A 19,261-nucleotide genomic window follows, 5' to 3' on the forward strand; every position below is an offset into this window, starting at 1 on the left:
ATGTTCTGTACTTGCAGTTCATCGAAAGCTTTTTTGTTGTATACTAATTAATAAATGTTTCACGTGAAACACTCACTGGCAGCTAATTTGGAATGTAAGGTAGTCGAAACAGCGCTGTATCGCTAAAATTCAGCTGTTATGATAAAATAAAGTGTCGGACGTATAGCCTGACTGGATGATAATAAAGTGAAGTGAGTATCCGAAAATTTCCGGAGACTTTTTGTTGGGAAAGGAGTATGGGATGAATCAGAAACGTTTTGTTCAAATACTGGTCTTGATGACATTGATCCAGGTCCTGTGTATCCTGTTGATCCCGTGGCGTTGGTTGTTGGTTTTATTAGCAGTGATTGCTGCTTTTTGTATTTATGGTTTATATCGAGAGGTACGACGTTTTTTACAGATGAGCGAGAAAGAGCGAATCAATCAGGCGGCTGATCTGGCAGAGACGAATTCAGAGTATCTTTCAAAACTGGCACCCTATCCACTGTATATGTATGACGAGCAAAATCATATCCGCTGGCTGAATGATAAAGCGATTGCATTACAGGAAAAGTATGGTGATCAGTTGTGGGCTGAGCAGCTACAGCCAGCTATAAAGGCGCAGCGGGAAACCGGCCGTATTACGATGAAGGATTCAAACCTTCGTTATCGTATCGACTTTGATAAACGAATCATCTTTGTGGAGAATATTTCTCAAGAGGTAGCTGCCATCCAAAGGCAACGGGAACAACAGGCGGCGATTGGCTTCATTTCTATTGATAATTATGATGATGTCATTGATCAGATGGATGATAAAGAAGTTTCCTATTTGAATTCCTTTGTGACGACTTTCATCTCTGACTGGGGAGACGAGTACCGCATCTATTATAAACGATTGAATGCTGAACGTTATTTTTTCACGTCTAGGCTGGAAGATATCATCCGAATGGAGCAAGATAACTTTTCTATCGTCGAACGGTTACGAAAAGCGGCTGAAGATCAGAACTTTGCCTTGACGATTAGCATGGGAATTGCGTACGGCGATGACACGCTTGAGCGTATCGGGGATACTGCGCAGAACAACTTGGATATTGCATTGGTTCGTGGTGGTGATCAGGTAGTCTTGAAGGATGTTGATGAAGCTGCTAAACCAAAGTTCTACGGAGGAACCACGACCAGTACCGCGAAGAGAACGCGTGTTCGCTCCAGGGCCATGAGTACAGCGTTGAAAAAAATTTTTCAAGAAGCCGATCAGATCTTTGTCATGGGGCATCGTTTTCCTGATATGGACGCTATTGGCTCGGCTTTCGGTGTTTCCTGTCTGGCCGACTTTCAGGGCAAAGAAAGCTATGTAGTGATCAACGAGCGGGAATTAATACCGGATGTGGAGCGTTGTTTGACAGAAATCCATCAGCATCCTGAAATGGAGAAAAAGCTGATTACTGTTGAGAACGCGATGGCTTTGGTGAAACCCGGCAGTCTGTTGGTAATGGTGGACTACCATAAACCCTCCATGTCTATTTCGCAGGATCTTTATGATAAATTCGAGCAGGTGGCAATCATCGATCATCATCGCCGTGGGGAAGAGTTCCCATCGAAACCACTGCTGACTTATATTGAATCTTCTGCCTCATCAGCGTCAGAGCTTGTGGCGGAATTGATTCAATATGAAAGTCATGCCAATAAACAGTTGGATAAGTTTACAGCTACCCTGCTGTTGGCAGGAATTTTTGTCGATACAAAAAATTTCGTGGTTCGCACTAGTCCGCGGACGTTTGATATATCCAGCTATTTGAAATCAAATGGGGCCAATACGGATCTGATTCAGTATCTGCTTAGCTCTGATTTGACCTCTTTTCTGGAAATCAGTGAGCTCGTTGCTAAAAGTGAGTTTATTACTCCTAATATCGTGATTGCTTGCGGGGATCCTGGCAAGGTCTATGACAATGTGACAGCGGCTAAAACGGCGGACACGCTGCTCTCCATGAACGGTGTGGAGGCATCCTTTGTCCTGACGACTCGTGAGGATCAGTTAGTCGCAATCAGTGCTCGCAGCTCTGGAAAAATCAACGTCCAGCTGGTAATGGAGGCTCTGGGTGGTGGTGGTCATTTCACGAATGCTGCTACTCAGATCAAGGATAAAACACTACACGAAGTCAAAGAGATGCTTTATAATGAGGTACAGAACGTGTTAAAACAAGAGGGGGCACAATCATGAAAGTCATATTCTTACAAGATGTTAAAGGTAAAGGTAAAAAAGGGGAAGTCAAAGAGGTCCCAACTGGTTATGCACAGAATTTTTTACTAAAAAATAACTTAGCAAAAGAAGCAAATAAAGAAAATGTTGCTGTTTTGAAGGGGCAGAAAAAAGCTCAGGAGAAACACGATGCTGAGATCTTGAAAGAGGCTCAGGAACTAAAAGCAGTTTTGGAAAAAGAAGATACCGTCGTGGAATTAAAAGCCAAAGCCGGTGAAGATGGTCGTTTGTTCGGCTCAATTCCTTCTAAGCAAATTGCTGATGCACTACAAAAACAATACAAGGTGAAGATCGATAAGCGGAAGCTGGATTTGCCAAATCCGATTCGCACATTGGGGTATACAAAAGTACCTGCAAAGCTTCATACGGATGTGACAGCAACCTTAAATGTTCATGTAGTAGCGGAATAATACCAGTGACAGTGGTTTACTCGATTTGAGGCGGCGACAATCCTCTTGTCACCCTCCTTTAAAGCGAAGATTTCCAAACGTGAGTCACGAGCAAAAGACAAGTAACTTCCATGAGAACCAGTGGAAGCTGCTTGTCTTTTCGTTGTTAAACCGCTCAAATAGGGACTAACCTGGAAGGTAAGACGCATTTTCCTACTATGAAAATCAGCGTTGTGCTCTCTGGAATTATTCAGCCTGCTGCTTTGTTTTGGCAGCTTGCTGAAGCTTCTGTGAGACAATGCGGAACTAGCAAGATAACGGCGAATCTACTTTACATAATCTTACACTTTGCCTCTGGGTCCTGCGTTGTATTCAGGGGTGAATTCTTGTAGAATAAAGAGACGAATCAGGAGGGAAAAGACCATGGATGAAGTTTGGCAAGATCGCATGCCCCCTCAAGATATACAAGCAGAACAAGCTGTATTAGGGGCAATCTTTCTCGATCCCGAGGAGATTAACAATGCGATGGAAGTCCTTGAGGCACCGGATTTTTATCAGCGGCGGCATCAGCTGATTTTTTCAGCGATGGTGGCGTTATTTGATCGAGGTGAGGCTATTGATGTGGTCACCCTCAAGGCAGAATTAGAAAAGGCAAATGGCCTGGAAGACGTCGGTGGCATCAGTTATTTGGTAGAGCTTAGCCAGATCACTCCTTATGCGGGCAGTCTGTCTTTTTATGCGAAGATTGTAAAAGATAAATCGGTCTTGCGGGCACTGATTCATGCTGCGAATCAAATCGCGACTAGCGGTTTCCAACAGGATGAAGATGTTTCTTCAATCGTGGAAAATGCCGAGCGGACGATTCTGGAAGTAGCTGAAAATCGTAATAGTGGCGGCTTCCAAGCAATTGAAGATGTGTTGCAGCAGACGTTTAAAAATATTGATTTATTGGCTCAGTCTGATGAAAGCATCACTGGGATCCCTACCGGCTACCCGGCGCTGGACAAGATGACTGCAGGACTGCAAGCCGGTGAGCTGATTATCTTAGCTGCTCGTCCAGCTGTCGGGAAGACGGCGTTTGCACTGAATATCGCTCAAAATATCGGCACGAAGACGGACTCTTCTGTAGCTATTTTCAGTCTGGAAATGGATTCGGAATCACTGGTAAAACGGATGCTGTGTGCAGAAGGCTTGATTGACGCCAGCCATTTGAAGACTGGTCAGCTGACAGACGAGGAATGGAGTAATCTGGTGATTGCCATGGGCAGTCTTTCCAAAGCCAGCGTCTATATCAATGATACGCCGGGGATCAAAGTTTCTGAGATTCGGGCCCAATGCCGCCGTTTGGCACAGGAAAAACGAAACTTGGGATTGATTTTGATCGATTATCTGCAACTGATTGAAGGAACTGGTCGGGAAAACCGGCAACAAGAAGTCTCTGAAATCTCCCGTCAGTTGAAAAAACTGGCTAAGGAGCTGAAGGTACCGGTTATCGCATTGTCTCAGCTTTCTCGAGGTGTGGAACAGCGTCAGGACAAACGACCGGTGATGAGTGATATCCGGGAATCTGGATCTATCGAGCAGGATGCCGATATTGTGGCCTTCTTGTATCGTGATGACTATTACCAACGAGAAACCGACGATCCTGATGAAAACCCGGTAGATGCTTCACGAGAAAATATCATAGAAGTTATCATCGAAAAAAACCGAAGTGGTGCCCGAGGAACGGTTGAACTGATGTTTATTAAAGAATACAACAAGTTTACTTCTATTTCGTTACGAGACGATGAGGTACCTCAATTTGGTTAGCAGACAGGTTCTTTCCCTGCTTTTCATAAGTAAAAACAGTGTAAGAGCCATGCTGACTTTCCGCAAAAAGACCACTTTAGCTGTGGTCTTTTTGTATTTATCTCCAATGAAGCAAAAAGGAGGCAAAGATGAAAAGAGACAAGTATGGACAGATAGCCGCCAGTCACAAGTCGTATTCAGGGAATAGAGGGCAGCAACGATTGTTAGTGGGCACCTTGCTACTGGCAGTCAGTGGCGGATTGTTGGTGATTTCTCGACAAATAGCCGGCAGCGGGGAATGGTATGCCCAACAACTCTATCCTTATTTTCGCCAAATCATAGGCGGACTAAGCGGCGTAGTCCCTTTTTCAGTCGCGGAAATCGGGCTTTATGTGGGACTTTTTATCTTGATTTGGACGCTTATCAGATGTTTATGGCGGCGTTTCAAAAATAAGGAGAGCAGTGCGATTCTCAACTGGTTGTCAGGCGTGTATCTAGTGGCAGCGCTGCTTTTATTCTTGTATACGTTCGGTTGTGGCATCAATTACCAGCGGACGTCTTTTCTTACCTTGTCCGAGATGCCACAAAGTCGTTACCAGAAAGAAGATTTGGTTGCCACCGCTCATTGGCTGACAGATGAGGTCAATCGAACAGCGGCACAGGTGACAAGAGCTGATGGCGGACGGCTGCAACTTTCCGGTGATTACCGCAAAATGGCGTCAAAGACTATGACAGCTGCTGGAAAACGTTATGAAGCTTTGGCGGGTAACTATCCGCCTGCTAAAGGACTACTATTACCACAATTGTTGTCCTATCAACAGTTATCAGGAATTTATGTTCCTTTCACTGCTGAGGCCAATATCAACAGCGGTATGCCCACGTATGACCAGCCGTTTACAGCTTGTCATGAGCTGGCTCATTTTCAGGGATTTATGTCAGAAGATGAAGCCAATTTTATTGCTTTTCTGGCTTGTCGTGCGTCACCGTATGAGGAATTTGCTTACAGCGGAAATCTGACTGCGTGGCAATACGTCACAAATCGCCTGCGACGAGCAGATCCTGCGGCGTATCAAGCAGAGCAGGCCCGATTGAACAGACAGGCGAAGGTGGATATCAAAGCCGGGGTTGCATTTTGGCAACAGTATGAAGGCGTCATTTCCGATTGGAATCAAAAGGTCAATGATAGCTATCTAAAAGCTCAAGGACAAACTGCCGGAGTGGCTACTTATGGCGGGATAGTGGATCTGGTAGTGAACCATTATCTGCAGACAATCAAAGGCAAGTGAGGGGGCTAATTAGTAGCTGACTGACAGCAGTATTTGAGTCGAAAACAAATTAATGTTCGTGTTTTACTGATTTAAGCTTTCTTCAAATTTGAATTATTCGATAATTCGTTGAATAAATGGGGCTTGGCTGTTACAATAGTTCTGGATTTAATAAAATTAAATGAGGTGCTGATATGTCATCGGTAGTAGTTGTTGGAACACAATGGGGCGATGAAGGAAAAGGTAAAATCACGGATTTCTTGAGTGAAAATGCTGAAGTAATTGCCCGTTACCAAGGCGGAGACAATGCCGGCCACACCATCAAATTCGACGGCGTGACCTACAAACTGCATTTGATTCCATCCGGTATCTTTTATAAAGAAAAAATTAGCGTGATCGGAAACGGCGTGGTAGTCAATCCGAAATCACTGGTACAAGAATTGGCTTATTTGAAAGAGCACAACGTCAATACTGACAATTTACGGATTTCAGATCGGGCGCACGTCATTTTGCCGTATCATATCAAGTTGGACCAACTGCAAGAAGATGCAAAAGGCGACAACAAAATTGGGACGACCATCAAAGGTATCGGCCCTGCCTATATGGATAAAGCTGCTCGTGTGGGTATCCGGATTGCCGATTTATTGGATAAAGAGATCTTTGAAGAACGCTTGAAGATCAATTTGGAAGAAAAGAACCGTCAATTCGTGAAGATGTTCGATTCTGAAGCTATCGATTTTGATGATATTTTTGAAGAATACTACGCATACGGCCAACAGATTAAACAATATGTAACGGATACTTCTGTTATCTTGAATGACGCATTGGATGCCGGCAAACGGGTCTTATTTGAAGGGGCGCAAGGGGTCATGTTGGATATCGATCAAGGAACTTATCCATTTGTAACCTCTTCGAACCCTGTAGCTGGTGGTGTGACCATCGGATCTGGTGTCGGACCTTCCAAGATTAATAAAGTTGTGGGTGTCTGCAAAGCCTATACTTCTCGTGTAGGGGATGGTCCTTTTCCGACAGAATTGTTTGATGAAGTGGGCAATCAGATTCGTGAAGTCGGTCGGGAATACGGTACAACTACGGGCCGTCCTCGTCGTGTCGGTTGGTTTGATACGGTAGTAATGCGTCATTCCAAACGCGTTTCCGGGATCACCAATCTGTGTCTGAACTCCATCGACGTTTTGAGCGGATTGGAAACAGTCAAAATCTGTACCGCTTACGAATTGGACGGCGAATTGATTTATCATTACCCGGCTAGCTTGAAGGAATTAAACCGCTGCAAACCGGTGTATGAAGAGCTTCCAGGCTGGTCAGAAGATATCACCCAGTGCAAAACTTTGGCAGAATTGCCGGAAAATGCCCGTAACTATGTCCGTCGTGTCTCTGAATTGGTTGGCGTGCGCATTTCGACGTTTTCAGTAGGACCTGACCGTAACCAAACCAATATTTTGGAAAGTGTTTGGGCACAAATCTAAGAACCAATCACTAGGCAAATGAACGAACCGCTGGCAAGCTGCCAGCGGTTTTTTTTGACAATCGAAGAGCAAGCTATCGTTACATCAAGATTGAATTTAAGAAGTAAGCACGACTTAGACTTATTTTTTACTCTAAATAAAATAGGGAAAACAAGAGATTAGTGATTAATCAACATTTTAATCTAGTAGTTTTTTACTCAAAAGCTACTTTTTTTCGTTGTTCTTCATTTTAGCAACCTTTTTCTTTTTTCTTGTCAAAAGAAGCTATGATAAGAACGTAAACAAAAAGAGAGGATGATAAAAATGGAAAATGCGGTGAACAAAACCAGCCGAAAAGATAAATTCATTCGTGCCTTTGAAATGTTCGGTCGGTCTTTTTTGTTACCGGTTTCAGTGTTGCCGGCTGCCGGTATCTTAAAAGGAATCGGGTCAGCCTTTACTAACGCTAGCACGGTGGAGATGCATCCCTGGATGGGCAATGCAACATTGCAAATCGTGATGGGATTTTTGGAGATGCTGGGAAACGTTGCGTTTAACAACTTACCAGTAATCTTTGCTGTCGGAGTAGCCGTTGGTTTAGCCAAGCAAGAAAAAGGTTCTGCGGCGTTATCTGGTTTGTTGGGTTTTCTGGTGTTGCACAATACATTGAACTTTTTATTGAAAGTCAGTGGAACATTGGTTGATACCAGTGCTGAAAATGCCAGTGAAATGATGGCTCGTCATATGCAGACAACTGTATTAGGGATCCAAACGATGGACTTGAATGTCTTTGGGGGAATTATCACCGGTGTTATTGTCTATCTGGTGCATAAAAAAGCTATCAAGATTCAAGTACCGCAAGTTTTTGGCTTCTTTAGTGGGCCACGATTGGTACCTATTTTGATTATTCCTGTTATGGCGGTAGTTGGGATGGGCTTCTTTTTTATCTGGCCATTTGTCCAAGCTGCTATCACAGCATTATCTGTGGTCATTTTGAAATCTGGTTATGTAGGAACATTTGGTTATGGTGTTATTGAACGCCTGCTGTTACCTTTCGGATTGCATCACGGACTGAACTGGCCCGTTCGAACGACTGAGTTGGGCGGAATTTTCATGATCGACGGAAAAGAATATGCTGGAACAATTAATGCTTATATGGCAGCACTGTCTAGTAAGAGCCCAATTGATCCGATGATTACTCGTTTTTCATCAGGAAAATTTATCTACAATATGTTTGGACTGCCAGGAGCAGCGTTGGCAATGTATGTCACTGCTAAACCAAAAAACAAAAAAACAGTTGGGTCTTTGTTGCTAGCTGCGGCACTGACTTCATTTTTGACAGGGATTACTGAGCCTTTGGAATTTACCTTCCTATTTGTTGCACCCGCATTGTATGGGATTCATGCTGTTTTGGCAGGAACAACGATGTTGATTGCAAACGTCGCTGGGGCAGCTTTTCTGACTCCTACCGGTCATGGCTTGATCAATTTCTTGATTTACGGAGTCTTGCAAGGGGCTCGTACAAAATGGTGGTTGTTGCCGATTATTGGTGTCTTCTGTTTTGCAATGTATTTCCTAGTCTTCACGTATGTTATTAAAAAATTTGACTTCAAGACTCCTGGACGAGAAGATGATCCTTCTACTATCGCTCTGCACGGCAAGGATGAGACTCGTAAAAAAATGGGTGTTAAAACCCTCAAAGACCGAGACAAAGAAGGTCAAGGTGCGGCGGCTCCAGCTCCAAGTGGTGCGGCTATGACATTGCATGATCAAGCAGAAGCATTGATCAGTGCTCACGGTGGTCCGGAAAATATTGAAAATGTTGATGCATGTATTACGCGCCTACGAATTAACGTTAAAGATGATTCAATTGTTGACAGCAGTCATATTACCAGAGACTTGAATGCAATGGGCTTCAACAAGTCAGGTATGCAGATGCAATCTATTTATGGTGGTCGTGCAAATCAGCTAAAGGTAGAGATCAGAGAGATCTTGGGATTGGCGGATTGATGGATATGGAAAAGAATACGATATTCGTAACGGATTTGGATGGAACTTTTGTCAAAGATTCACGGAAAGTGACCCCGCAAGATCGCAAATCATTGTTAAAGTTGAAAGCAGAAATGCCGATTGCCATTGCTACTGGCCGCTCAGTTAAAGAAATTCGCTTTATTGAAAATCAGATTCAGCTGGCTTGTGACATCCGAATCGGCTTCAATGGTGGAATTATCGAAGTAAAAGGGGAAAGAATTTTTGAACAACCCATCGATAGTCAGACATTGCGTGCTGTGTTAGAGTGGATTCAACAACACCAGATTGTGTTCGATGCTTTGGATGGTGAACAGCGAATTGGTACCCATAAGAGCGATGATGCTGCCAAACTATGGAACATGGAGTTAGTTGAACCTCCACATTTATTTGATCTGTTGACAGAAAAAAAGATATTCAAGATTAATATTCGTCCAGACAGTGGCCAAGCAGATGAGCTACTGACTGAGTTACAAGGGCGCTTTCCACAATTAGCTATTTGTAAGAGTGGCGAAAAGCGGATTGAGATTACGCCTTTAAACATCACGAAAGGACACGCTTTGGAATTGTTGAAAAAAAAGTATGACCTTGAGTTTATTTCGGCTGGTGATTCAGAAAATGATGTCAGTATGTTTAAAGAGTCCAGCCAATCTTTTTGTATGGCTCACGCTGCCCAACCGGTAAAAGAAGAAGCTACAACGATCATCGAAAATTTTTACGAGGTTGCTGATTTGATTGCATGAGGAGCTGATTAAGATGTTTTTTGGAAAGAAAAAAGGAATTTTTGCACCTGTTACGGGAGAATTTGTACCGCTGGAGGAAGTTAGTGATCCGGTTTTTGCTCAAAAGATGATGGGAGACGGGGTAGCGATAATTCCCGAAGCAGATGAGATCTCAAGCCCTGTGACTGGTATTGTAACGACAGTTATCGAACAAAAACATGCGCTAGGGCTGAAGATGGCAGGCGGGCAGGAGATTCTAGTGCACATGGGAATTGATACCGTGGAACTGCAGGGAGAACCTTTTGAGATACTGGTGAACCAAGGAGACAGCGTAGAGGTCGGGACACCCTTAGCTCGGATGAACCGCCAAGAGATTGCAGTGAAAGGAAAAGACACTGTAATTCTGGTAATTGTTACCGGTCAAGAGTTGGCTTCTCACAAGTTCACTGTTCGAACCCATGTCCAAAAAGGAACCGAATTGGGTAAAGTCTAATTTTTGGAAATACTAAAAAGGTTGTGTAGGTCGAAATTTCGAAAGCCTACACAACCTTTTTTGCTTTTCTATTTTACCAACTAGGTTCATTCGATGCTTTTTTATTCAGCAGTAAGATGGTCTCAAAGATCACTTCAGAAGCAACAGTCAGCATTAGCCGCGATCGGAGTTTTTTACGGTTTTGAACGGATTGGTGCGTCATCAGTGAAATATCACTCAGAGAAACGATAGGGTTACTCGAAAAGCCGGTGACAGAGATAATCTGACACCCTTTCACTTTACATTCTGAAATGACTTGGACAATTTGGGATTCAGCACCACTCAGAGAAAAGACGATGACGCTGTCTTGGGATCTGGCAATATCTGGAATATCACGGATTGGAAAAACTTCGGTGTAATCATTGGACCAGAGACCGAGATTCTTTAATTTATGGTTGAAAGCATTAGCGACAGTTGCAGAAGAGCCAATGCCGACACAGAAAATCCTTCTGGCAGAAAGAATGGCAGCAGCAATCTCTTTGACCGTCGCTTCATTCATCATGGCAATGGTTTTATCAAAGTCTTCTCGCATCACAGTCAGGATGGATTGATAGTCGGCTTCTGCAGTCAATTGGGCCTGGCGCTGATTTTCATTCAATAGTGCATATTTGAACTCTGTAAATGATTTAAAATCTAGCTTTTTGACGGCTCGAATAATCGTGGGAGCAGAAATGTGCAACGCTTCTTGGATAACTTTCAATTTCAAGTCGTCTAGCTGTTTATATTTTAAAATAAAGTCGATCGCCAATTGCTCCGTACTAGAAAGTTGGTCATAGTTATTTTGAATATGTGCATAAACGGATTCCATAGGCGCCTCCTTATTTAGTCAATCATCTAATTATAACACAGATGTATTTTGATAACTCACTTAGAAAGCGGTTCACTACGAGTGTGAAAATAAGCTGACATATCATCTAGGCAACCGTCAGTTGATATTCAATTTTATCAATAGGAAAAATGAGCATTAAGGTATAATCGAAGATGAGAAAGAAAAAGAACTGGTTCTGTTATTAATTAACTGATAAAATGAGGCAGAAAAATCACCATTGCCAGATTTAGTGCAATGGATGGCAGGGGATAAAAACGCGGAGGATCTGGAAATGCCAAAGAAGTCATTAAAACAAAAAATCATTGCTGAGAGCCGTCGTTTAGGCATCGATAAGATCGGTTTTGCCTCAGCTGAACCCTTTTATGAGTTGGAAAAACCTTTGCAAAAACAGCGGGAAAAGGGGTACAATTCCGGATTTGAACATCAGAACATTCCAGAACGAATCTATCCGGAGCTGACTTTCGAGGGACCAAAGTCGATTATTGCCATTGCTTTGGCTTACCCTACCAAGATTCATGAAGGAGTTCCGAAAGATGAGAAGCGGGGGATGTTTGCCCGAGCATCCTGGGGAACAGATTATCACTTTATTTTGGAAGATCGAATGAATAAACTGATTGAATTTATCAAGAGTGAAGCAGCTCAGCTGGAGGAGGCTTCTGGTTGGCGTTTTGCACCGCAAGTAGATACCGGGGAACTGGTGGACGTAGCGGTTGCACAGCGAGCCGGACTGGGATTCATCGGGCGCAATGGTCTGTTGATTACCGAGGAATATGGTTCTTTTGTTTATTTAGGAGAAATTGTCACCAACATTGATTTTGAGGCGGATCAATCAGTTCCTTTTGGCTGTGGTGAGTGCACTCGTTGTATCAAGGCTTGCCCAACGACGGCACTTTTGGGAGACGGCAGCATGAATGCCAAACGCTGTCTTTCCTATCAGACGCAGACAAAAGGAATGATGCCGGAAGAATACCGCAAAAAAATTCGGAATGTGATCTATGGCTGTGATATCTGTCAGATGGTGTGTCCATACAATAAAGATAAGGATTTTCACTTTCATCCAGAAATGGAGCCAACAGTTGACGAGGTCTATCCAAAACTACAACCGCTGTTGACGATTACTAATAAAGAGTTTAAGGAAAGTTTCGGCCATTTAGCGGGATCTTGGCGTGGTAAAAAACCACTTCAACGTAATGGAATCATTGCGTTGGCTAATGGTGGTGCTAGAGAGGCCTTGCCCTTGTTGTGGCAGTTGGTGCAACAAGATCCTCGGCCAGAGATTCGAGGAACTGCTGTCTGGAGTATCAGCCGTCTAGGAAGCAAGCAACCGGATCTTTGGGTGACGCGCCTCAGAGAACACCAATCCCATGAAAGTGCGCCAGAAGTTTTGGAAGAACTGACGAAAGCCATTATAAAATTACAAGAAAAGGTAGATAAAAATCAGTTTTAATCGTTTGTCCGGGTGCTTTATGGTACACTTGAACCAGAAAAAGGAGGTTATGGGATGTTTCAGATCGTGACCGATTCGTGTTGTGATATACCTTATCAGCTTTTGGAGGCACACAAGATTGCTTTTATTCCCATGATCGTGGAGATTGACGGTCAGGAATACTATGATGATTTGGGTAAAACCTTCGACTATGAAAAGTTTTTGCAAAACCTCAGAGACAAGCAGCAGCCCAGTACGTCTCAGATTAACGTAGGGCGCTATATCGAATTTTTCAAACCATATTGTGAAAAAAAAGAACCAATCCTGTACTTGTGCTTCACTTCAGGGATGAGCGGCTCTTATAACAGTGCGTTACAGGCAGTCAGCATCTTGAAAGAAGATTATCCTGAAGCTGAAATAACAGTAGTGGATACCTTGAACGCTAGTATTGGCGAAGGTGTTTTAGTATTGGGAGCTGCTAAACAACAGGCGGCAGGCAGTGACTTAGCGCAGGTTCAGCAATGGGTGGAGGACCATAAGTTAAAGGTCCAATCTTGGGTAACTGTGGATGATCTCAGTCATTTGTATCGAGGGGGGCGCCTGTCCCGTTCTCAGGCAGCAATGGGGGGGCTTTTAAATATCAAACCCATCATCCATGTGGATCATAAAGGCACGTTGCAAAATGTTGGTAAAGTTCGTGGGCGTAACAAAGCGCTGCAAAAAATCGTTGATGAGTCATTAGCTAATTTGACATCTACGCAAGAACAACTGGTCTATGTGGCTTACTCAGAAGACCGGGAAGCTGCTGAAAAAGTTCTGGCGATGATGAAAGAAAAGATTGATGTGACAGAAAGTGCCATCTATCCATTAGGCCCTACAATCGCCAGCCATACAGGCTTGGGTTGTGTAGCTATCTTTACTTTTGGCAAAGAGCGCACCGACTGATTATTGCTTGGAAAAATCGAAACAGTCCCATCAGAGCGCCGAAAACAGGCATTCTGACAGGACTGTTTTTTTGATTGTTATTTTTACTAGATTCCTAATCTGTCTAATGAGGGGCGATACAGCTAAAACCGGTATCAATAAAAAGGATCAATTGGCGGCTTCGTGGTAAGAGGCATCTCGTTTTGTCGGTTGACCGCTCCAGATTTTTTTGGCACTCCAATCTGCGTCCGGATCAGACCAGAAGGCAGTGGTTTCAGACAAGCCCAGCGGCAGCATCACTTCCAGGCATAAATAACAACTGCCGACATTGATATAAGGCTCCCCCATCTCAGGCTGAGAACCGTAGACGCCAACTGTCAAAAAGCCATGTTGGTCAAAGGTATTTTCGGCACGCAGCACTCGTTTCATGACTGCCGTCAGCCCACAGCGAACCTGTGCAGGTGTGATATTTTGTGGTAAAAAGCCCTGCAAAGCAGCCTGTGCCAGATGTTGAAAACAACCGAAACGATAGCACATGGAACGGCCATAAACCGGATAAGTCCCGTCTGTATTAATCAATAGCTCTTGAAATTGAGCGAAGCGTTCTGCTCGAGCCATCACTAGATCCAAAAAGGCCAGGTCCTTTGGCTTGGCATTGGTAGCAATCACCGGATAACGTTTCGCCAGATCTACCAGCATCGGTTGAATCACAAAACTGTTGTAGTAGTCGTTGGCAAATTCTCTGCCGTCGCTGTACATCCCATCCCCCACATACCAACTGTTCATCAGTGTGTAGGCATAATCAATGCGCATCAAATCGAAGCTGGGATCACCCAATTGGTGCAAAGCGGCTTCTACCATAGCAGAAAATAAAATCCAATTGTTGTCATGATGAATGATATCTCGAGACTGAGAAAAGGCGGCGATCAGATTATTTTTGACTGACTCATCCAGTGGACGAAGCAGCTGCTTGGGCGCGCGAAGCAGAGCATGGGCGAGAAAAGCTGCGTCTACCAAGGGCTGATCACCAACGCCATTGATATTGCTGAAATAGAATCTTTGTGGATTTTGCGGATCTACGGCGTGCCGCAAGCCAGCCAAAGCCAATTCGCGAAATTCTTTTTGCAGGCGGCGTTCCTCGTCATTAAAAACTGCCTCCAATTCCAACCAGGGAGCAATTCCCGCCAGACTGCGACCAAAGGCTTCCAAAGCAGCGGCCGGTTTCGGCGAGTAGCGAAGCATTTCATCACGCAGGCGATTGTCGGCCGCGGCTTCTAAGATCGGTCGGGCGATTTTTTCCATATTTTGCAGCCAATAAGTACGGGTATTCATTCAGAGAATCTCCTTTGTTTAGTAAGCAACAATTCATAAGGACGTGAAAAGGCTTTCTTTCTTTGCTCTTTTTATAACATAGTTTTAGGAAAAATTCTATCTTATTTTTAGTAAAAAAACACCGCCGGTTTCTCAATAGAAACACGACGATGTTGTCGATCGCTTAAGCAAAAATTTCATTGACTCGTTTTTGAATGTCTTTGTTCTCCAAAAATTCGTCATAGGTGGTTTCAGCCCGATCCACGACGCCTTTGTCGGAAACGGCGATGATCCGGTTAGCCAGTGTTTGGATAAACTGATGGTCATGGCTGGCAAACAACAATGACCCGGTAAATGACATCAAACCATCGTTTAATGCGGTGATGGATTCCAAATCCAAGTGATTGGTAGGATCGTCGAGAACCAGAACATTGGCTTTTGACAGCATCATTTTTGAGAGCATGCAGCGAACTTTTTCGCCACCAGACAAGACGCGGACTGGCTTGAGAACTTCGTCACCAGAAAACAGCATCCGTCCTAAGAAGCTGCGCAAGAAGGTGTTGTCGTCTTCTTCTTTAGAAGCAAATTGCCGCAGCCAATCCAAAATTGTTAAGTCACTGTCGAAATCTTTGGTGGTATCTTTTGGCATGTACGATTGACTGGTAGTGACACCCCAACGAACAGTTCCGCTATCAGGTGTGATTTCACCCATGATGACTTTGAACAAAGTCGTGGTCACGATATCGTTGTTGGCGATAAAAGCGACTTTGTCATCTTTATTCAATGTGAAGCTGATCTTATCCAAGATTTTTTTGCCGTCGATAGTCACGCTAACATCCTCAACTTGCAGAAGGTCGTTACCGATTTCTCGTTCTGGTTTGAAACCGACAAAAGGATAGCGGCGGGAAGAAGGTTGGATATCATCCAATGTGATTTTGTCCAACATTTTTTTACGAGAAGTTGCTTGTTTGGACTTGGAAGCATTGGCTGAAAAGCGAGCGATAAAGTCTTGGAGTTCCTTGATCTGTTCTTCTTTTTTGGCATTTTGTTGAGATTGAAGTTTTTGGGCCAGTTGGGAAGATTCCAACCAGAAATCGTAGTTGCCGACATAGAGCTTGATTTTGCCGAAGTCCAAGTCGGCCATGTGCGTGCAGACTTTGTTTAGGAAATGTCGGTCATGGGATACGACGATAACTGTATTTTCAAACTCAATCAAAAATTCTTCCAACCAGTTAATCGACTGAATATCCAGTCCATTGGTTGGTTCATCCAAAAGAAGTACATCTGGTTTACCAAACAGAGCTTGCGCCAAGAGTACTTTGACTTTTTGACCAGCTGTTAATTCTTTCATAGGCAAAAAGTGAAGGTCTTCGGAAATATTTAGGCCTTGCAACATGACTGCGGCTTCTGGTTCAGCTTCCCAGCCATTCAGTTCGGCAAATTCCCCTTCCAATTCGGCGGCTTTGATCCCGTCTTCATCGGAGAAATCTTCTTTCATATAGATGGCGTCTTTTTCTTTCATGACATCATAAAGACGCTTGTGACCCATGATAACTGTTTCAATCACAGGGACCTCTTCGTAATCGAAGTGGTTCTGTTTCAAGACAGCCATCCGTTCGTCTGGCCCCAATGAAATGACGCCGGTGGAAGGTTGAATCTCTCCGGAAAGGACTTTAAGAAAAGTTGATTTGCCGGCACCGTTTGCCCCAATCAAGCCGTAACAGTTCCCTGGTGTGAATTTGATATTGACATCGTCAAAAAGCTTACGGTCGGAAAAATGCAAGCTGACATCGCTGACTGTGATCAATTGTTTTCCCTCGTTTCTGTGTATTTTCTAGGTGGGCAGCCAAGTTTTATCGAATGGTCTGGCGAAAAGCGCCGGAAAAAGCGATAAGACTGTCGCTGATAATGAGCTTTGCAACTAGGCCAAGACATATTTGTGTCCGCAACTAGTGAGAAGCCTAAAATCGTGGCAAGCAGCTGCCGCAGGTAAGATGCATTTTCTAAAAAAGGCCCCTCCGGTTTCCCGCCGGAAGAACCAATATTTGCAGTTTGCTCAACTCTTTGCATTATAGCCAGTTTGGCGGGGACTTGCAAGACAGTCCGGCGCTTTTAGTGAAATCTAAAAACTTTCACTTACTGTTTTCCGACTAATTCCGGTCAGAAATAGTGAACAATTTGTGAATCTGTGACTTATCTTTTGACGCTTTTTAGAGGGAGGCGTAAGGTTGATATATAAGGCATATAGCTTGTAACAAGTATCAAGCAGCTGTCAAAGGACGATGAATACAGCCGTTTTAGACAGAAGTCTTCGTTCATTTGCAGTAGCGGATGCCAAAAGAAAGGAGCATTTTTATGGAAACAAGAAGAGGTTTTGATTGGGGATCGTTGATTTTAGGTATTTTATTTGTGATCACAGCACTTTTTTCATTCAACGATCCAGTAGGTAATTTAGTCGCAATCGTTGTCGTTTTTGCGGTGTTCTCTATTTTAAAGGGGATTTACGAGCTGTTTTTACGGAATCGTCTGAAAGATCTTACCGGCTACAAAGCAACGATGCCAATTATTTTAGGGATCATCGATATTTTAATCGGGGTATTCTTGTTCTTCAATATGAATGCCGGCGTTTTGGCCTTGCCATACATCTTTGCCATTTGGTTCATCATTGACTCGATTTTTGGCTTGTTTGCTTTGGACCTGGCTCGGGCTCACAGTACCGGCTATTACTGGTTCTCATTGATCATTGATCTTCTGGGAATCATCGTAGGGATCGTTCTTTTGTTCAACCCAGTGTCTTCAGCATTGACACTGAGCTTTTTGGTAGGGTTCTATTTTATGATGTTTGGAATTAGCGCCATCGTCTACGCTTTTCGTAACTAAGGTGTGTCTGAAAACTCTGGGGGAATTTAGAGTTTTGCGGACTTTTTGCTGAAATTAAGGAGTAAAGCGCAGCTTACGTGGTGCATAAGTGAGCGTTTAAGAGGAAGCTTGTGGTGAAAAGAACCAATATATCTGCCACCAGGGGTTCTCAGATACGCCTTAATCAAACAAAACTGGCAGCTGGTTAAAATTAGTCTCTTCTTCATCAATGAGATGATGGAAGAGACTTTTTATTTTGGCAAGATTACTGTCTGAAATGGGGTTGGTAGGAGATTCTCTGGTGCCCCGAATTTTTTGATATGGTATAATCAAAACGATTACATGCCTTTAATAATGAGAGCTAAAATGAGTTAAAATAAGTAATGCAGAAGGAGAATGTGTGATGGGTTGGTTCACGGCATTAGCACCTTGGCAGCAGGCTTTGGTAGGGTGTGCATTTACGTATGGAATGACAGCGTTGGGGGCAGGGCTGGTCTTTTTCTTCAAAGAAATCAAAAAAGAAGTTCTGAATCTGATGTTAGGCTTTGCTTCGGGGGTCATGATTGCTGCGAGTTTCTGGTCACTTTTGGATCCGGCTATCGCTTGGGCGGAGCAAAACGGCGATATTCCTTGGCTAGTGGTAAGTATTGGTTTTGGTGCTGGCGGTTTGTTCCTATATATTGCGGATAAGACGATTCCTCATATGCACTTTGGACCGAACCACGAGCAAGAAGGAATGCCCAGCCACTTGAAGCGGACGATTTTGTTGGTTTTTTCGATTACACTGCACAATATTCCCGAGGGTTTGGCAGTTGGTGTGGCTTTTGGTGCTGCAGCTGAAGCCAGCGATCCCGTCACAGCCTCGATTGCTGCAATTTCCGTAGCACTGGGTATCGGCATCCAAAACTTTCCTGAAGGGGCCGCGGTTTCAATTCCGTTGCGCCAAGAAGGCTTGAGCCGAAGCAAAGCATTCTTATATGGCCAAGCTTCTGGAATTGTGGAGCCTATCGCGGGTGTCTTGGGAGCGCTGCTAGTCACAAAGGTTACCTCCTTGTTGCCCTATGCATTGGCTTTTGCCGCAGGTGCGATGATCTATGTGGTGGTGGAAGAACTGATTCCCGAAGCACAGCAGACAACCTCCAGCAAACGTCATTTTGCAGTATTCGGTACGATGCTGGGTTTCATGATTATGATGATTTTAGATGTAGCGTTGGGTTAAAAAAATACCGCCGGCTGCTGTCGTATCAAAACGGCGAGCAACCGGCGGTATTTTTCCTGTTTATTGAAAAATTAATAACGACGTCGAGGCTGGGAACGATTGGTCAACCAACGGACCAAAAATACGGCAATGAGGATCGGGATTCCAAAACGGAAGATTAGTCCGATCAAACCACCGACCATATTCAAAATAAACCCTGCTACGACTAAAAATCCTACAAAGGCCAGCACTTTGACCAAAGTCGATTGTTTTTCCATAAGCTTTTCC

16 protein-coding genes are annotated in these 19,261 nt (G+C 43.8%); 12 read left to right on the forward strand and 4 right to left on the reverse strand.

What is annotated here, in order from left to right:
• Positions 1-241 precede the first annotated feature (241 nt).
• The 8 genes from ACOMA8_RS04310 (at position 242) to ACOMA8_RS04345 (ending at position 10,387) form a co-directional block, all read left to right on the forward strand.
• A complete protein-coding gene (locus tag ACOMA8_RS04310; protein ID WP_421368808.1) occupies positions 242-2,197 on the forward strand; it encodes a DHH family phosphoesterase in 1,956 nt (651 codons plus the stop codon).
• A complete protein-coding gene (gene rplI, locus ACOMA8_RS04315; RefSeq protein WP_161900381.1) occupies positions 2,194-2,646 on the forward strand; it encodes a 50S ribosomal protein L9 in 453 nt (150 codons plus the stop codon). The genes ACOMA8_RS04310 and rplI overlap by 4 nt, the downstream gene beginning before the upstream one ends.
• A gap of 402 nt (positions 2,647-3,048) precedes the next feature.
• Positions 3,049-4,434, forward strand: a complete 1,386-nt coding sequence (dnaB, locus tag ACOMA8_RS04320; protein WP_161900380.1) for a replicative DNA helicase — start codon at positions 3,049-3,051, stop codon at positions 4,432-4,434.
• 128 nt (positions 4,435-4,562) lie between these two features.
• Positions 4,563-5,699 (forward strand): DUF3810 domain-containing protein, encoded by a 1,137-nt coding sequence (locus tag ACOMA8_RS04325; RefSeq protein WP_421368811.1) that lies wholly within the window; start codon positions 4,563-4,565, stop codon positions 5,697-5,699.
• A 173-nt stretch (positions 5,700-5,872) separates the two neighbouring features.
• Positions 5,873-7,165 carry an adenylosuccinate synthase gene (locus ACOMA8_RS04330; protein ID WP_421368813.1) on the forward strand — a complete coding sequence of 431 codons (1,293 nt, stop codon included), beginning with the start codon at positions 5,873-5,875 and terminating at the stop codon, positions 7,163-7,165.
• Positions 7,166-7,468: 303 nt separating this feature from the next.
• Entirely contained in the window at positions 7,469-9,154 is a 1,686-nt protein-coding gene (locus ACOMA8_RS04335; RefSeq protein ID WP_161900377.1) for a PTS transporter subunit EIIC, read from the forward strand.
• Between the two features lie 5 nt (positions 9,155-9,159).
• Positions 9,160-9,915 carry a Cof-type HAD-IIB family hydrolase gene (locus ACOMA8_RS04340; RefSeq protein WP_421368815.1) on the forward strand — a complete coding sequence of 252 codons (756 nt, stop codon included), beginning with the start codon at positions 9,160-9,162 and terminating at the stop codon, positions 9,913-9,915.
• Positions 9,916-9,928: 13 nt separating this feature from the next.
• Positions 9,929-10,387: a PTS sugar transporter subunit IIA gene (locus ACOMA8_RS04345; protein WP_421368817.1), complete on the forward strand. Its 459-nt coding sequence runs from the start codon at positions 9,929-9,931 to the stop codon at positions 10,385-10,387.
• 73 nt (positions 10,388-10,460) lie between these two features.
• Here ACOMA8_RS04345 and ACOMA8_RS04350 read toward each other — a convergent pair whose 3' ends face one another.
• Positions 10,461-11,234 carry a MurR/RpiR family transcriptional regulator gene (locus ACOMA8_RS04350; protein ID WP_161900374.1) on the reverse strand — a complete coding sequence of 258 codons (774 nt, stop codon included), beginning with the start codon at positions 11,232-11,234 and terminating at the stop codon, positions 10,461-10,463.
• A 292-nt stretch (positions 11,235-11,526) separates the two neighbouring features.
• Here ACOMA8_RS04350 and queG point away from each other — a divergent pair, with 292 nt between their 5' ends.
• Together queG and ACOMA8_RS04360 are read left to right on the forward strand one after the other, a co-directional pair.
• Positions 11,527-12,702, forward strand: coding sequence for a tRNA epoxyqueuosine(34) reductase QueG (queG, locus tag ACOMA8_RS04355; RefSeq protein ID WP_161900373.1), 1,176 nt, complete (start codon positions 11,527-11,529; stop codon positions 12,700-12,702).
• Positions 12,703-12,756: 54 nt separating this feature from the next.
• Entirely contained in the window at positions 12,757-13,626 is an 870-nt protein-coding gene (locus tag ACOMA8_RS04360; RefSeq protein ID WP_421368820.1) for a DegV family protein, read from the forward strand.
• A 147-nt stretch (positions 13,627-13,773) separates the two neighbouring features.
• On the opposite strand, the gene ACOMA8_RS04365 is transcribed toward ACOMA8_RS04360, so the two are convergent.
• Positions 13,774-14,937 (reverse strand): DUF2264 domain-containing protein, encoded by a 1,164-nt coding sequence (locus tag ACOMA8_RS04365; RefSeq protein WP_421368822.1) that lies wholly within the window; start codon positions 14,935-14,937, stop codon positions 13,774-13,776.
• A 163-nt stretch (positions 14,938-15,100) separates the two neighbouring features.
• Positions 15,101-16,723: an ABC-F family ATP-binding cassette domain-containing protein gene (locus ACOMA8_RS04370; RefSeq protein WP_161900370.1), complete on the reverse strand. Its 1,623-nt coding sequence runs from the start codon at positions 16,721-16,723 to the stop codon at positions 15,101-15,103.
• A gap of 548 nt (positions 16,724-17,271) precedes the next feature.
• Here ACOMA8_RS04370 and ACOMA8_RS04375 point away from each other — a divergent pair.
• Together ACOMA8_RS04375 and ACOMA8_RS04380 are read left to right on the forward strand one after the other, a co-directional pair.
• Positions 17,272-17,796, forward strand: a complete 525-nt coding sequence (locus ACOMA8_RS04375) for an HdeD family acid-resistance protein (RefSeq protein WP_161900369.1) — start codon at positions 17,272-17,274, stop codon at positions 17,794-17,796.
• A gap of 382 nt (positions 17,797-18,178) precedes the next feature.
• Positions 18,179-18,994, forward strand: coding sequence for a ZIP family metal transporter (locus tag ACOMA8_RS04380; protein WP_161900367.1), 816 nt, complete (start codon positions 18,179-18,181; stop codon positions 18,992-18,994).
• A gap of 71 nt (positions 18,995-19,065) precedes the next feature.
• Here ACOMA8_RS04380 and ACOMA8_RS04385 read toward each other — a convergent pair whose 3' ends face one another.
• The gene (locus ACOMA8_RS04385; protein ID WP_161900366.1) at positions 19,066-19,251 is read right to left on the reverse strand and encodes a hypothetical protein; all 186 of its coding nucleotides are present in this window, start codon (positions 19,249-19,251) and stop codon (positions 19,066-19,068) included.
• Positions 19,252-19,261: the final 10 nt, after the last annotated feature.

The sequence above is a fragment of the Enterococcus infantis genome, assembly GCF_049166715.1.
Lineage (GTDB): Bacteria > Bacillota > Bacilli > Lactobacillales > Enterococcaceae > Enterococcus_C > Enterococcus_C leclercqii.

What these genes read in the sequence shown, in the direction of transcription:
- queG (WP_161900373.1), top strand. Translation starts at nt 11,527, where the DNA reads ATGCCAAAGAAGTCATTAAAACAAAAAATCATTGCTGAGAGCCGTCGT.
- rplI (WP_161900381.1), top strand. Translation starts at nt 2,194, where the DNA reads ATGAAAGTCATATTCTTACAAGATGTTAAAGGTAAAGGTAAAAAAGGG.
- ACOMA8_RS04310 (WP_421368808.1), top strand. Translation starts at nt 242, where the DNA reads ATGAATCAGAAACGTTTTGTTCAAATACTGGTCTTGATGACATTGATC.
- ACOMA8_RS04335 (WP_161900377.1), top strand. Translation starts at nt 7,469, where the DNA reads ATGGAAAATGCGGTGAACAAAACCAGCCGAAAAGATAAATTCATTCGT.
- ACOMA8_RS04375 (WP_161900369.1), top strand. Translation starts at nt 17,272, where the DNA reads ATGGAAACAAGAAGAGGTTTTGATTGGGGATCGTTGATTTTAGGTATT.
- ACOMA8_RS04325 (WP_421368811.1), top strand. Translation starts at nt 4,563, where the DNA reads ATGAAAAGAGACAAGTATGGACAGATAGCCGCCAGTCACAAGTCGTAT.
- ACOMA8_RS04345 (WP_421368817.1), top strand. Translation starts at nt 9,929, where the DNA reads ATGTTTTTTGGAAAGAAAAAAGGAATTTTTGCACCTGTTACGGGAGAA.
- ACOMA8_RS04380 (WP_161900367.1), top strand. Translation starts at nt 18,179, where the DNA reads ATGGGTTGGTTCACGGCATTAGCACCTTGGCAGCAGGCTTTGGTAGGG.
- dnaB (WP_161900380.1), top strand. Translation starts at nt 3,049, where the DNA reads ATGGATGAAGTTTGGCAAGATCGCATGCCCCCTCAAGATATACAAGCA.
- ACOMA8_RS04340 (WP_421368815.1), top strand. Translation starts at nt 9,160, where the DNA reads ATGGAAAAGAATACGATATTCGTAACGGATTTGGATGGAACTTTTGTC.
- ACOMA8_RS04365 (WP_421368822.1), bottom strand. Translation starts at nt 14,937, where the DNA reads ATGAATACCCGTACTTATTGGCTGCAAAATATGGAAAAAATCGCCCGA.
- ACOMA8_RS04330 (WP_421368813.1), top strand. Translation starts at nt 5,873, where the DNA reads ATGTCATCGGTAGTAGTTGTTGGAACACAATGGGGCGATGAAGGAAAA.
- ACOMA8_RS04360 (WP_421368820.1), top strand. Translation starts at nt 12,757, where the DNA reads ATGTTTCAGATCGTGACCGATTCGTGTTGTGATATACCTTATCAGCTT.
- ACOMA8_RS04385 (WP_161900366.1), bottom strand. Translation starts at nt 19,251, where the DNA reads ATGGAAAAACAATCGACTTTGGTCAAAGTGCTGGCCTTTGTAGGATTT.
- ACOMA8_RS04350 (WP_161900374.1), bottom strand. Translation starts at nt 11,234, where the DNA reads ATGGAATCCGTTTATGCACATATTCAAAATAACTATGACCAACTTTCT.